The following is a 13,862-nucleotide window of genomic DNA, read 5'->3' on the forward strand; positions in this document are numbered from 1 at the left end:
AATATCGCTGCCTATCCACCGATGATCGGTCGAACCAATTCCGGCCCGCGCGGGACCGGGAACTCGGGAGGGACCAGGCTTGGCGGGAGCGCGTGACGATTTTTCTAAGGCTACGATCCGTCTCCTAGCTCAGCGCGCCGGCTACCTGTGCGCCCAGCCCGACTGTCGGCAACTGACGGTGGGGCCGTCCGACGATCGCGTCGGTCGCGTCACCATGGTGGGCGTCGCAGCCCACATCACCGCCGCGGCGCCCGGCGGTCCCCGGTTCGATGCTGGCATGCAGCCCGAGGACCGCGCCAGCGAAGCCAACGGCCTGTGGGTCTGTCAGACGCATGGCAAGCTGATCGACGACACCGCCAGCCGTCACACGGTCGAGACCCTGAGGCGCTGGAAGACGCAGCATGAGGAGTGGATATTCCAGCGCGTTGCCTCCGCCGACAGCGTGCTCAAGCATGGCCTCACCAGCATCTCAATCGAGAATATAGGGCCCTTTCGAACCCGGTCGACGGTTCCTCTTGGGCGGCACAATGTCGTGTTCGGCCAGAACAATTCCGGCAAATCGAGCTTGTGCGAGTGCATCGCCGCCTTTTCGGGCGGCACCAACTTCGAGAATCTTTGCAAGCGCTGGCAGTTGTTCGGCGTGCGTTCGCCGTCGATGGCGATTGAGGCGGCGGTTTCGATGCAGGGCGTCCGGACAACGGTTAGGCTGAGCGAAGAAGCGAAAACCCTCAAGCGGATCCCTGAAAAGCACCGAACACGACTGCACATCGAGGTAGACGGCAATGTCGCCGCGAACTGGCCTCGCTCGCTTTTCAACATCATTTATCTCGAAAGCCATTCACTCAAGCCGAGCGACATAAAGGACCCGTTCCGCCGCGAATTGCGAGCGCTCGCGCCGCAGCTTGGCCTGAGCGAAGATCAGGCCTGGGACGCACTGCGCGAAGAATTATTCTGCAGTGCGACCTTTGGATCCCGAATCCGCCGGGTCGGCGAGTATCGCGCCGAAGTGCGTCCGCGCGAGAGCGATCATTATTACGAGACCGGCGGCCTTGCCGGCTCCGAGCAGACTTTCGCCTTGTTCGACATCATGTTGAGAATGATCCGGAGCGATCCCCGACCGACTCCCTGGTTGATCCTTGTCGATTCCAGCCTGTTCCTAGGGCTCGACAGCGACAACAAGCGTCGTCTCGTCAGCGGGCTGAATGGTCTGGCCGATCCGCAGGTGCAGACCCTAGTCTGCGTTAACTCCGAGCAGGACGCTATCGAGCTGACCGCGGACGATTCGGAACGCTGGATCGGCTCAAGCGCGGCAGGCGCTTTGACTATTCACAATTTCCTGTAGCGAGAGCCGCACCATGACTGTCCGCTCACAGCGCTACATCATTAGCCCGCCGCGCGCATGCCCCACGCATCTTCGCGGACCCGCCGGTCGGCCGCTACCGCAGGTATCGCTCGACATGAACCATGTCGCGCGAGCTGCCTGGGGCGAAATCCTCCAGACCGCGCCAGGCTCGACTTCGCTGTTCGCGTTTCTCGAAGACCTGCTCCAGCCCGGCCCCGACTTGATCTGGCGCGGCAGGGGCCCCGGCCGCGGCACAGAGATGCGCCGCTCCTTCTCCGGGTTGTTCGGCCGCTTCTTTGCGCGTGCCTATCTTGAGATCCATCACGACTATGTTTGGTTCGCGGCGATCGATGGCGATAACTTCCACTTGTCGCCGCACTGGCGCGTCAAGAGGTTCACCAGCGCGGAGATGCCTGATTGGATCTGCGCGCGGCCCGGCGCCCTCGCGATCGCAGAGGCAAAGGGGTCGCATCAGAAGGGAAACGCGACTGGCGCATCGCGACCCGGACCGATCAAGACGGCCGATGGCCAGATTCGCGGCGTGCATGTTCAGAAGCGGACCCGCACCGCCCGTGGCCTGCGCTGGTTCAACCGGTCGGTCAAAGGCTGGGCGGTAATGTCGCGCTGGGGCTTGGTCGATCCGCCTCGCGCGCCGTTCCTCTTTGCCCTTGATCCCAAGACTGAGGGCGATGAACTCACCCAGGAAGAACGCGATGATCTGATTCAGGCGGTCGCCCGCACGCACATCGAACAGACCGCAATCGGTCTCGGCCTGCTCAAATGGTTCGATGAAGACGCGCTGGCGACAACGCCGCGCCGCCTTGTGCGGGTCGCGGACGATACCGAGAAGCGCCTCTTCGCCGGCGCGGTAATCACGCCGTTCGGCCGGGTCGATATGGACCTTGAGCAGGCGAAAGAACTGAGCCTGCTGCTCCCCAATCCCGACTTGGTGCGGTTCGTCGGCCTCGAACAGGCGCTGTTCCAAGACTATCTGCAGGGCCAGCCCCTCGCAACCACCCAGCGACAACGCATCGGCGACCAATCGGAGATCGGCAAGGACGGCCTGATTGTCGGTCCAGTCAGCGAAATCATCGATCTCGGCTATCAGGCTGACGGGGCCTGAGGTCCGAGGGCCCAGGAACGTGTGTCGCGGTCGATGGCGTGGTCATCGTTGGTCCTGCCGCCAGCCGGCCGCCAATAATCCTCGCTACCCCAATGGCTCCGGCGCCCCTGCACTCTTCGGAATCGGGTGTGCAGCGGGCTTTAGACGATCCAGAGCAGGACGGGTACGGTCGCTATATCGGCACTCGGACGGGATTCAGCGGTGCTCGACTCGGCCACCCATGAACTCCCATTGGCACCGATGGTGATCGGCAACCGCGCATAATCTGACGGTGCCGGTGCGGAGCGATCGAGCCGGCACTTTCTAATTCTACGCTGGCCTTCGACGCTCGTTGTTTTCTGTTGCCGCGCAGGCGTTCGCGCTTCTCTTCCTTGCTCCCGACGCCGCGCTGCCGCGTGGCGAGAGGAGCATTACCATGTTGAAGGGGTTCCAGTTTTCGGGTGGGCGCCGGCTTCGGCTCGGAGCCTTCGCCGCGTTGCTGGCTTCGCTGGCAGCTGCTCCTGCATTCGCGCAGGAGGTCGGCGAAAACCGGGCTTGGCAGTTCGAGACGCCGCAAGATCTTGCCGCCCGCGCAGCCGTCGCCGATCTGATCGCCAAGCAGCGCGCCGGCATCTATGCGGCGCCGGTCTACAACACCACGATCGCGCGCCAGTATAATTGCTCGGTCGCGGCGAGCGCGGTCGGCAACAGCGGGGCGCAGAGCGCCGTCGCCAACTCTCCTACGGTCACCGGCGCCAGCTCCGCCGCAACCGGCAATGCGGGCACCGCGTCCGGCGAGGCCCGCACCGATATTGGCCTCGACCAGCGTAACGATGGCCTCATCGCCTCGTCCGCGATCGGCGCGACCGGCGCGACCGCCGATGGCCCCGCCTGGCAGGCGCTCAACTCCTCGCAGTCCAATTCGGGCGATCAGCGCGCCAGCGTCTCGGGCAGCACCGCCTGCGGCTTCGGAGCGCTTAACTGATGCTGGCGCCCGTCATCGGAGCGCGGCGCGTCCGCCTGCTGCTTTCCGCGCTGGTGCTCCCCGGCCTCTCGGGCTGCGTCAGCCTCAGGCAGCAGCGCCTGGCACCGGGGGAGGAGCCGGTCCTGATCGGCGCCGCCGCGCGCGACAACCGCACCCCGATGGACCCCGCCTTCGCCTGCTTCAGCGCCGAGCTTTCGGCTGTGCGGCACAAGCCCGTCGTGATCGCGGTCGGCGACGTCCGGGATTTCACCGGCAAATATTCGGTGAGCGAGGGCACCGCGATCACCCAGGGCGGGGCGCTGATGGTGTCCTCGGCGCTCGGCAAGCTGGCGGGCCCGGTCACGCTCGCCGAGCGCTTCGATCCGACCATCGGCGAACGCGAACTCGGCTATACCGACCGGCGCCAGCTGGGCGATGGCAGCCCGCACAATGTCGGCGGGGCGAACGGCCCGTCGAGCGTGCCCTGGCTGCCTTACTATGGCGGGAGCATCGCCGCCTCTGACTATTACATCGTCGGAGGCATCACCGAGCTCAACTACAATATCCGCTCGGGAGGCGCCGAAGTGCGCGTCGGGCAGGTCGGTCCCAAGGTCCGTACCTACACCCAGTCGGTCGCGATCGATCTCCGGATTGTCGATACGCGCTCGCTCCTGGTCGCGCGCACCGTCAGCCTCACCAAGCAGTTCACCGGCTATGAGATCGGGTTAAACACCTTCCGCTTCTTCGGGTCCGACCTGTTCGACGTGAACATCGGCGCGAAGGGCCAGGAGCCTTTGCAGCTCGGCATCCGCACGACGCTCGAGGAAGCGACGATGCGGCTGGTCGGTGCGGTCGCGGAGGTCGATCCGCAGGGCTGCATCGCGATGCAGTCGTGGAATCCCGCGATCACGTTGCCGCCCATCCGGTTCGCGGAACGCGCCGGACCGGTCACCCAGGGTCTGGTCGACGCCGCCGCTCAGGCCCTCAACACGCTGCCGCAGACGAATCCGGGAAGGGGCGATGGCGCTGCGCTGATGTTCGAGCCGGGGTCCTCCGATCTCGGCGGTTCGGCGCTGGCCGCGCTCCACCGTATCGCAAACGCCGCCCGTACCGCGCCCGTCGAGCTCCGCATCGTCGCGCGCGACATCGAGGTGCTCGAGCCTGCGAAACGTGATGCGCTCACCGACCAGCGCATCGCCGCGGTTGTGGACGCGCTGACCGCACGCGGCGTCGCCAAGGGAAAGATCGCCCTGCGGTGGCGGCCCGCCGCCTCCGACCCAACCCTGCACCGCGGCGAAGCCGGCGCGCAGGATCTGGCTCGGCTCCGCATCGGCGGCTGAGCAGCCCGTCCCTCAAGTCCCAGGGAGGCGCCCACCTGACAGCCTGACGACCCCCACCGACTGCCCCTTACCCCCTGAACCGGAGTATTCCCATGTCCCGTATCACCCATTCCCGCACCGCGCTGATGATCGGCGGCGCCACCGTTGCGCTCGCCGCCATGCTGGCCGTCACGCCCGCTTCGGCGCAGTCCACCGACCAGGTCAGCGGCACCCGTGTCGTCGCCGACCACCAGCGCGCCGACCATGTTCGCGCGCTTGCCGATACCAGCGGCTTCGAGATCGTGATGGCCGCGCCTCCCGCCCAGGGTTCCGATATCGCGCTGCGCGCCAACGGCGTCACTGCGTCGGTCCGCGCCAATCGGTCGGACAGCGAGTTCTCGATCGACTCCGCGGAGCTCGTCGGCCAGCGCGCGGTCACCCGCCTCACCTCGGGCAATCGTGCGGTCGCCGCCGATGGCGACGCATTGCTGGTCACCACCCAGCGCGGCGCCTCCTCGATCGCGACGGCGCTGAGCACCGGCGGCACGCTCGGCATCAACATCGACACCAGCCGCGGCAACAGCGTCGCGGTCGCCGAAAACCGGCTCGATGCCCAGGCACTCGGCAACGATGCCATGGCCACCCTGTCGCTCGAAGGGCTCCAGCAGCCGGCGGCTGGCGGCATCGTCGGCTTCCAGTCGAACGACACGCGCTCGGCGGTCACCTCGACCAACATGGCGGCGGTGCGCATCGGCACCGGCGCCACCTTCGGCAGCGATCTCGCGATGACGGACAACCTCGTCCGGGCGCTCGGCTACGGCAACGCTTTCTCCAGCGACTTCACCGTCACCGGGGCGAGTGCATTCGGTTCTGCCGATGGCGGCCCGGTCTCGCTGGTTCCCGGCTCGGCCGATGGCGACCCGACGATCTCGGCGACCTTCGCGACGCTCAGCCACCAGGAGCAGGACGGCGCGGTTACCGCTCGCGCGGGCGAAAACGACGGTTCCGATCCCTTCCATCTGGTCGTGTTCGGTTCGCTGTCCGATTCCGCCGTGCGGCATGACGGCGACGCACTGGTCGCAGGCGGCTATGGCAACCAGTCCGACAACGCGATGTCGCTGCGCGTCGGCGCGGTTTCGGGAAGCGGCGCGGTCGCCAACCTGACCGCTGTCCAGCGTGCCGGTGCGGCCGATGTCGAGGCCGATACCGTTGGCGGCATCCGGACCAACATCCTGGGCGCCATGACGGCTTCGCAGGCGTCGCTCTCGGACAATAGCGCGCGCGCCGTCGCGATCGCCAATCTCGCGGAGCGCAACCAGCTGACCGTCGAAGCCAGCACCGTCGATACGTTCGGGCTTCCGGGTTCGGGTCCGGTCGGCACCGCGTCCGCCGGGTTCGACAACAGCTCCAGCGTCACCGCCGCGTTCAGCGTCCACAATGTGCAGGACTTCGGGGAGTCGAGCGTCGGCGCCACTTCGACCAGCGCGCTCAAGCTCGGCGTGCTGTCGCCGGTCGAGCGCTCGACCTTGGCCGCCGACGGTAACACGGTCAGCGTCGCGGCGACCGGCAACGGCGCGACCAACGGCCTTACCCTCAGCGCGCCGCTGCTGCGCGCCAGCGCCGATCTCAACAATGTCCAGAGCGGCAACGGCCAAATCCGAGTCGAGGCGGGCGGCGGTGCCGCGCCGCTCGGCGTCCTACTCGCGCTCCCGGCGACGGTGCTCCAGTCCGACCTCGCGGTGCGCGACAATGTGCTGGCCGGCACCGCGATCGGCAATTCGGCCTCGAACAGCATGAGCGTGGCCGGCACCAGCTTCGCCAATGGCAGCGGGCATGGCGAGGCGGTCTCCGGCCCCCTGCTCGAAGGCTATGGCGCCGCCGCCGACTATGCGCTGGCCAGCACCCAGAAGCTCGGCCTGTCGGGCTCGGTGGAAGATGCGGTCGGGATCAACAGCGCGGTGGCCGGCCGCTTCGGCATGCTCGGTGACTATCGCACCTATGGCTCGGCCTATTCTGTCGAGGGAAATGGCGTCGCCTCGACGATCATCGGCAACACCGTCGCCAACCGGCTGTCGCTGAGCGCGGTCAGCCTCGGATCGGCGGACACGCCGGCACCCGGCACCGCCCTGTCTTCGGCGCAATATGGTCAGGTAATCGGCACCGCGCAGTCGACCCAGGCTCTTGTCGCGCCCGGATCGCTGGATGGCTCGAGCGTCTCGGTGAAGGCCAACACCAACCAGGCCTATGCCGGCATCAACGAGGCCGACAACCGCCTCGCGGTCGCTGCTGTCGATGCGGGATCGCTGACGGGCCGCAACACGCGCGTCTCGATCGTCTCGAGCCCCGGCATCTCGGGCGACGATGTGCTTGGCAATCTGCAGTTCGCAGGCGGCAGCATTTCGGCCGATGGCGTCACCTCGATCGAGAATGGCGACAGCGGGATCGGCATGGCCGGCTCACGCTTCGCGATCAACGCCAACGTTACTGCCGCCGAGGCGAATGCGAACCGCGCGGTGAACCTCGTCACGATCGACACGCTGGGCGGTGGCGTCGCGGGCGGGCTCGGCAACATGCAGACCAGCACCGCGAGTGTCGCGGCGAACGCATCCCTGGATGCCGGCTACCGCGCATCGCAATTCCCGGCGATGCCGATGATCGACGCCTCGTCGGTCGGGATCGACGGCAATGCGACCAGCGCGCTGGCGCGCGGTAATGCCGTGGACAACCAGCTGGTGGTGCGCGGAAATGTGCCGTCGCCGGTAACCGTCACGTCCGAGGTCAGCCGGTTCGAGATCTGGGCGGACGCGGGTGCGCCGCTGCTCAACGCCCAGACCAACTATGGCAGCGTGACGGCCTCGGCCTCGAACAGCCTGGTCGGCGCGGCATTCAACGGCCCGCTCACCGGCATGAACCAGGCGTCGATGACGATCGGCGCCAACACCGTCTCGGCTGCGGCCTATGGCAACACCGCGACCAATGCGGCGAGCCTGTCCTCGTTCGGGCAGCCGGGTAGCGTCGCGATAGTCAGCAGCCAGACCAACTATGGTCCGGTGACGGCGATCGCGACGGGCAATCAGCTGATCTTGCCGCTCGGATCGATGACCGGCAGCAGCTTCGCCCTCACCGGCAACCAGGTGAGCGCGGTCGCGGTCGGCAACCAGGCGACGAACAGCATCACCAGCCTTCGCTGATCCGCTCCGGCTTTCCCGCGCCCCCTGGGACAGCCGGCAAGCGGGAAGGGTCGCCGCGCTCCCCCCTGTGCGCGGCGGCCCTTCGAATTTCTGGATACTCAGCGGGTCGGCAAGGGCCGACCGTAACGATGCGCCAGCATCTCCAGGAAGCGCCTGAGCGCCGCACTGTCATTATCGCGGCGCCAATGGATCGCCTGCTCGAGATGGGTGGCGCCGAACGCGTCATGCACGGGACGGAGCACCAGATCGTCATCCTCGCGCGCGATGCCGGTCGTGACGACGCAGCAGCCAATCCCCGCGAAGGAGAACAGGTTCTCGCGGCGGACGTCCTGGACCTTGACGCTGGGGCCGAAGCCCGGCCCCGAGAGGCGGGAGGCGATCAGGTCGTTGAGGAACGGGCCCGGATCCACCTTACTGATCACGAAGGTCATGCCGCGCAGGTCCGACCAGTAGAGCGGATCGCATGCGCACAGCGGATCGCTGCGCGCCAGCCCGATCATCACCTGCTCGCTCCAGAAGGACAGCGAGACGATGCCGGGACGCGCGGCCTGTCCGCTCATCACCGCGAAGTCGAGCTGGTCGCGCTCCAGCGCCCGCAGCAGCCGCGAACGGCTCCGCTCGCGCGCTGCCAGTTCGACATCCGGCCAGGCTGCACGAAAGTCGCGGACGACCGCGGAAAGGTCACCGCTTCCCAGCGACCCGTGAAAGCCGAACCGCAGCAGCCCCGCAGTGCCCCGCGCGATCGCCGCGCAATCCTGATCGAGCGCGTCGATGTCCTCGACGATCTGGCGCGCCTTGCGCAGGATGCCCATACCCGGGTCGGTCGGCACCACGCCGCGGCTCGACCGGCGAAACAGCGCCACGCCGAGCCGATCCTCCAGATAGTGGATGCGCTTGCTGAGCGTCGATTGCTTGATCCCGAACCGGTCGGCCGCCTGGCTGAAGCTGCCGCTGTCGGCAGCGGCGAGCGCATAGCGCAGCAAATGAACCTCGATCATGCCCGCTCCTGCGCGTGCCGTTGCTCCGATTTGCGGTTGGCAATCGCGTAGACACGTCATCCCGCATGTGACGTCATGGAGCTATTCCAAGAAATGGGGTGCCGCTGACAGGGCGCAAAAATTGGTCTAGTACGGTCGCGTTGAAGAGTTGGTTGGCAATCAAGACGATTGGCGCGTGAAGATAACTTGCTCGACTGGTGCAGTTTTCTCGTTCAGATGCCGGTTCCTGATCAAATCAAGTTTACATCTGATTTCCGGTCAACGCCGAGCGAAAGGCTGACGAATGCGGTTCGGAAACTCTTTGATTTCTCGGCGAGATGTGATTGCCATGCTCCGCTGCTGCGGGTCAGTATTGGTGGGAGGGACGATCGGCCCTGCCATCGCGGGAGCCGAGAGCTTGGTTGCCGATTGGAACGGATTTGCGGAACCGCCTTTTTGGCAACCCTTCAGCCTGGTCACGGGCGACACGATCGTCCTCCCAACGGTTGTCGCAGGCATCTCCGTCGATGCGATCCTCGACAGCGGCAGCGCCGCATCGATCATCAGCGCCTCGCTGGCGACAAGGCTTGGCCTACCCTTGGCCGAACAGCGAACCATCCGTGGTGTTGGGGGGCGTGCATCCGTCCGGTTCGCGCGCGACGTCGATCTCGCGCTCGGAGGGCAGCGGAGGCGCCTTCCCGTCATTATCGTCGCTGATCTTGACACAGTTTCGTCGGCGCTCGGCGGTCGCGTTGATCTCATACTCGGCGAGGACATGCTTGCCGGGCACCGGGTAGCTCTCGATTTTGAATCTCGGCGGATTTCGGTCGGTGGTAGCGGCACTTTTTTTGGAGGGCGCGGCTGGCGGGAGCTGTCGCTTTTGCACGGCTCGAACCGCGAGTTGCTCGTCTCCGCGTCGGTCGCTGGCCTGCCGGCCGCCCCAATGGTCTTCGACCTGGGCAACTCGACCGCGCTCATGCTGTCGCGCAGCTTTATCGAAGAGCACCGGTTACTCGAGGGTATTCGGCAATCGACGGCGGCCATCGGCGGAGTCGAGGGTTTACTGCTTGCCACAACCTTCATGGTCGGCGATGTGGCGCTGGGCGGACTCTCGGTGCGCTCCGTCCCGGCGCTCGCGCCGGCGAGTTGGACTTCAGCCAGCGCGACTGGCAGCATCGGATTTCCGCTGATCTCACAGTTCGACCTCGTACTCGACGTCTCGGCGGGTAAGCTATGGTTGCGGCCGGCGCGGCGTGGGTTGCCGATGCTCGAGGATCATAGCGGTTTCGGACTCGCGCTGCGCGCGAGCGAACTGTCCGTTGTTCATGTGGCGGCCAACAGCCCCGCTGCCGCTGGCGGCTGGCAGGCCGGGGACCGAATCCAGACCGTCAATGGCCGTCCGATTGACGCAGCCTACATCAAGGGCGAACATTGGCGGTGGCGCTTCATGCCACCGGGAACGGGGGTGAGGTTGGAGGACCAGACCGGTCGCCTGCGTGATCTCCGGCTTGCCGATTATTATTGACGAAAGTGGGTTCTGAGAGGTCGAGCGTCCGCACATCCCAAGGACGGCGTTGACTTCCCTCCGGTCCAATTAGGCTAGAACGGCGATATCATCCGCCGACTAGCAGGCCAATAAATAGCGCGAACGCAGCTAGGTAGCAGATTAGCGTAGCCAGTGCCGTGATCGCCATGCCGAAGGCGCGTGCGCCCGCGCCGTCTGAATAGCAGCGATAGAAGCTCAACCGGCCGATCGCGAACAGTGTAGGCGAGGCGACCAGCAGCCCCAACCAACGACCGCTGGCGACCGAGGCGAGGAGCAGATGCGCGCCGACGCCCAGGAACGCCTGCTCGAGCGTGTTCTGGAGAAAGGCGGCCTTGATCGCGAGTGCGGGACTCGGCGGCGCCTTCGCCGCGCCGCCGATATCGACCGCCGAACGGTAGCGTCCGCTCGACACCAGGCGGACTGCAATGAGGACAACCGCAAAATGTATCGAACTCGTCTGGATCCCGAAAGCCAGGCGCGCGCCGATCTCGGATGGGAAAGTGACCAGCTTGGGCAGGAAGAGCACGCACCCGGTCGCAACCGCAGCGCAAAGCATGAGGGCCTGCGCGGACTGTTTTTTGATCTCCCGCTGCTCCGATTGCAGGTCCATCGCTCGCTCCATTCAGCCCGGCTTGTCCGCAACGATAAGCGTAATCGAGCCGGTCACGGTATAGATTGGGCGTAGCTCCCGGACATTGCCAAAGCCAGCGTCGCGGACCAGCGTGGGGAGCAGGCCGTCCGCATTGGGTTGGGTGTCGGTCACCCCGTCGAGGCGCTGGATGGTGACACGAAACAGCAGGCGCATCAGCGCTCGCTGCCGGCCGTAATCGGCGATCACCAGCCGCCCGCCGGGGCGGAGTGAGGCGTACATCGCCGACAATCCGGCGCGCTTCTCGGCCATTGGTACCTGGTGGAACATCAGGCTAGACACCACGGCGTCGACGCCGCGCCTTTCAATGTCCCGTGCGAAGCCGCGCTCCCAGCATATCGCGAGCCAGGCGGCATCGGCTTTGGCACGCGCGATCGCCAGCGCTTCCTCATCGGGATCGATTCCAATGACAGTCGCGCCGGGCGTGGTTGCCTTTAGCATGACGGCGAAGCTGCCGGTACCGCATCCGACGTCGATGATGATCTCACCGGGGCGCGGCACGAGAGCCGCGATCATGGCGCGGCGCCAGCGCAGCTCGCGTGTCCACCGCCGGATCGCGCGGTCATAGTCGGCGGTGGCGCCGGTTCCAAGCGGCGGCGTGTAGGCGCGGCCGTTCACGCAAGCACTCCCCGCGCATGCCCCGCCAACTCGCGACGAGCGTCGCGGATGATGTCATAGGCCGAGTGAAGGAACAGTAGCGCGATGACGCCCGCGACGACGAGATCGGGCCACGCTTGGCCTGTCCAGCCGACCAGCACCGCAGCAAAGATCACCGCGATATTGGCGACCGCGTCGTTGCGCGAGAACAGCCAAATCGCGCGTGATGTCGCATCTCCCCGGTCGCGGAAGCGGACGAGCATCAGAGCCGCTGACACGTTGACGGCGAGCGCCACGATGCCGATCCCGCCCATCAATCCCGCTTCGGGTGGGATGGCATGGAATGCCCGCCATGCCGCAAAGCCCAAGACGCCGACCCCGAGCGCTGCGAGGAATGTCCCTTGCACGAGCGCGGTACGGCTGCGCGCGACCGCCGGCCAGCCAAGCGCGATTAGCCCGAAGAACGTGATCGACCCGTCGCCGATGAAGTCCAGCGAGTCCGCCTTCAATGCCTGCGATCCGGCGAGGAACCCGCCGGCAAGCTCGACCAGTCCGAAGCCGATATTCAGAACCACCACGATCCAAAGCGTGCGACGGTAGGCGGAATTGATGCCGGCCCGCGCCGTGTCCGCTTCGCAGCCACAATCGCTCATTACCACCTCCTCTGCGAGTCGCCGGGAAGTGTGCTCCCTCTAGCAGCTATAGAGTCAATGCTCAGCTTTTGGCCGCCGGCCCCAGCGCTTCGATGATCCGGCAATCGGAGATCGCGCCTTGCCTGCATTGGCTAATGAGCTCGTCAAGCTCGTGGCGCAGCGCGCGAAGATCGGCGATCTTGCGGTCGATTTGCGCGAGGTGCGCACGCGCGACAACATCGACCGCACCGCACGGACGATTGCCGTCGTCGGCGAGGGCCAGCAACTCGCGCACTTGGTCGATTGTGAAGCCCAGGTCACGCGCGCGCCGAACGAATGAGAGGCGTGCTAGGTGCCCCGGTCCATAGTCGCGAAAATTGCCCGACGTGCGCGCGGGTGCGGCAAGCAAGCCGATCTTCTCGTAGAAGCGGATGGTTTCGACCTTGGTAGACGTCGCGCGCGCCAGTTCGCCGATCTGCATTCGAAAATCCCGCTTGACCCTATAGCTGCTACAGATCGCATAGCCTGTTTCGTCGAGTCGTTCGAGGGGGACTGCAAATGGGATTAAATAGCGGGCAGACAGTGGAGCGGAATACGGCTGCTTGGTGCTTGCGCAACGCCGCTTATCGTGTCCCCGCCTCGATGAACCTGCCGTGTCGCCCGAGGCCAATCCTGTTTCTGCGAACGATCGGGAGTAATCGATGATGCGACTCATCGCGACGGCACTGGCCGTGACATTCTTTGGTTGTATGGCGCAGGCGCAGACCGCGCCGCCCGTAGAGGCGCGTGAGGTCACCACACTGAATCAGGCGCTCGCGCTTGCCGGCGTGTCGTCCCCCAATGTCGAAGCTGCCGAAGCCGGCGTCAGTGCCGCCGAGCAAGGCCGGACGGTTGCCGGCCTGCGGCCCAATCCGAGCGTCTCGGTCGAAGTGGAAAATGTCGCCGGAACCGGTCCCTATCGCGGGATCGGAGAGTCCGAGACCACTGTCGGCTTCGCACTGCCGCTCGAACTCGGCGGCAAGCGCAGCGCGCGTGTCGGCGTAGCGAACGCTCAGCTCGACCGGGCGCGCCTCGAATCCGCCGTCACGATTGCGGACCTGAGGCTGCGGGTCACGCAGGCCTACATCGTCGCGGTCGCGGCAGAGCGGCGGCTGATCGTGGCGCGCGAGCAGCTTCGCATCGCCGAGGAAGCGCTGCGCGTTGCATCCGACCGGGTCATGGTCGGCGCCACCTCCCCGATCGACGAGCAGCGTGCGCAGGTGCAGCTGGTCAACGCCCGCACCGACGTCGAGCGTGCAGAGCGGACCGTCGCGGTCACGCGGAGCAATCTGGAACGCCTGATCGGTCAGCCGATCGCCGGGGATCTCGACCAGGCATGGTTCGACCGGACCGGCCTCTTCGGTCCCACGGCCCCGATCAATATCGAAGGAACGCTGTCCTATGCCGTAGCGTCCGCCGACTATTCGATTGCCGACGCCAATGTCCGGGTCGCCCGTAGCCAGCGCATTCCGGACCTGACGCTCAGTGCCGGCACGCGCCGGAT

12 protein-coding genes are annotated in these 13,862 nt (G+C 66.0%); 7 read left to right on the plus strand and 5 right to left on the minus strand.

Annotated features, from left to right (window positions below; translation table 11 throughout):
* Positions 1 to 79 precede the first annotated feature (79 nt).
* From BGP17_RS20515 to BGP17_RS20535, 5 genes are all read left to right on the plus strand, one after another.
* On the plus strand, positions 80 to 1,342 hold the full coding sequence (locus tag BGP17_RS20515; RefSeq protein ID WP_286713419.1) for an AAA family ATPase: 1,263 nt from the start codon (positions 80 to 82) through the stop codon (positions 1,340 to 1,342).
* Between the two features lie 115 nt (positions 1,343 to 1,457).
* Positions 1,458 to 2,465: a hypothetical protein gene (locus tag BGP17_RS20520; protein ID WP_286713421.1), complete on the plus strand. Its 1,008-nt coding sequence runs from the start codon at positions 1,458 to 1,460 to the stop codon at positions 2,463 to 2,465.
* Positions 2,466 to 2,880: 415 nt separating this feature from the next.
* Positions 2,881 to 3,429 carry a hypothetical protein gene (locus BGP17_RS20525; protein ID WP_286713423.1) on the plus strand — a complete coding sequence of 183 codons (549 nt, stop codon included), beginning with the start codon at positions 2,881 to 2,883 and terminating at the stop codon, positions 3,427 to 3,429.
* The gene (locus BGP17_RS20530) at positions 3,429 to 4,748 is read left to right on the plus strand and encodes a CsgG/HfaB family protein (RefSeq protein ID WP_286713424.1); all 1,320 of its coding nucleotides are present in this window, start codon (positions 3,429 to 3,431) and stop codon (positions 4,746 to 4,748) included. Before BGP17_RS20525 ends, BGP17_RS20530 begins: the two co-directional genes overlap by 1 nt.
* Positions 4,749 to 4,840: 92 nt before the next feature.
* The gene (locus BGP17_RS20535; protein ID WP_286713426.1) at positions 4,841 to 7,918 is read left to right on the plus strand and encodes a beta strand repeat-containing protein; all 3,078 of its coding nucleotides are present in this window, start codon (positions 4,841 to 4,843) and stop codon (positions 7,916 to 7,918) included.
* A 98-nt stretch (positions 7,919 to 8,016) separates the two neighbouring features.
* Here the strand turns inward: BGP17_RS20535 and BGP17_RS20540 are convergent, their stop codons facing one another.
* Entirely contained in the window at positions 8,017 to 8,916 is a 900-nt protein-coding gene (locus BGP17_RS20540; RefSeq protein WP_286713427.1) for a LysR family transcriptional regulator, read from the minus strand.
* A 397-nt stretch (positions 8,917 to 9,313) separates the two neighbouring features.
* Here BGP17_RS20540 and BGP17_RS20545 point away from each other — a divergent pair, with 397 nt between their 5' ends.
* Entirely contained in the window at positions 9,314 to 10,420 is a 1,107-nt protein-coding gene (locus tag BGP17_RS20545) for an aspartyl protease family protein (protein ID WP_286713428.1), read from the plus strand.
* 88 nt (positions 10,421 to 10,508) lie between these two features.
* On the opposite strand, the gene BGP17_RS20550 is transcribed toward BGP17_RS20545, so the two are convergent.
* From BGP17_RS20550 to BGP17_RS20565, 4 genes are all read right to left on the minus strand, one after another.
* Entirely contained in the window at positions 10,509 to 11,051 is a 543-nt protein-coding gene (locus tag BGP17_RS20550) for an MAPEG family protein (protein WP_286713429.1), read from the minus strand.
* 12 nt (positions 11,052 to 11,063) lie between these two features.
* On the minus strand, positions 11,064 to 11,708 hold the full coding sequence (locus BGP17_RS20555; RefSeq protein ID WP_286713430.1) for a class I SAM-dependent methyltransferase: 645 nt from the start codon (positions 11,706 to 11,708) through the stop codon (positions 11,064 to 11,066).
* Entirely contained in the window at positions 11,705 to 12,340 is a 636-nt protein-coding gene (locus BGP17_RS20560; protein WP_286713431.1) for a cation efflux transmembrane domain-containing protein, read from the minus strand. The genes BGP17_RS20555 and BGP17_RS20560 overlap by 4 nt, the downstream gene beginning before the upstream one ends.
* A 61-nt stretch (positions 12,341 to 12,401) precedes the next feature.
* On the minus strand, positions 12,402 to 12,800 hold the full coding sequence (locus tag BGP17_RS20565; RefSeq protein ID WP_286713432.1) for a MerR family transcriptional regulator: 399 nt from the start codon (positions 12,798 to 12,800) through the stop codon (positions 12,402 to 12,404).
* Between the two features lie 220 nt (positions 12,801 to 13,020).
* Here BGP17_RS20565 and BGP17_RS20570 point away from each other — a divergent pair.
* A partial coding sequence (locus BGP17_RS20570; RefSeq protein ID WP_286713433.1) for a TolC family protein occupies positions 13,021 to 13,862 on the plus strand: 842 nt, incomplete at its 3' end.

Source organism: Sphingomonas sp. 67-41 (assembly GCF_001899725.1).
Classification (GTDB): domain Bacteria; phylum Pseudomonadota; class Alphaproteobacteria; order Sphingomonadales; family Sphingomonadaceae; genus Sphingomonas; species Sphingomonas leidyi.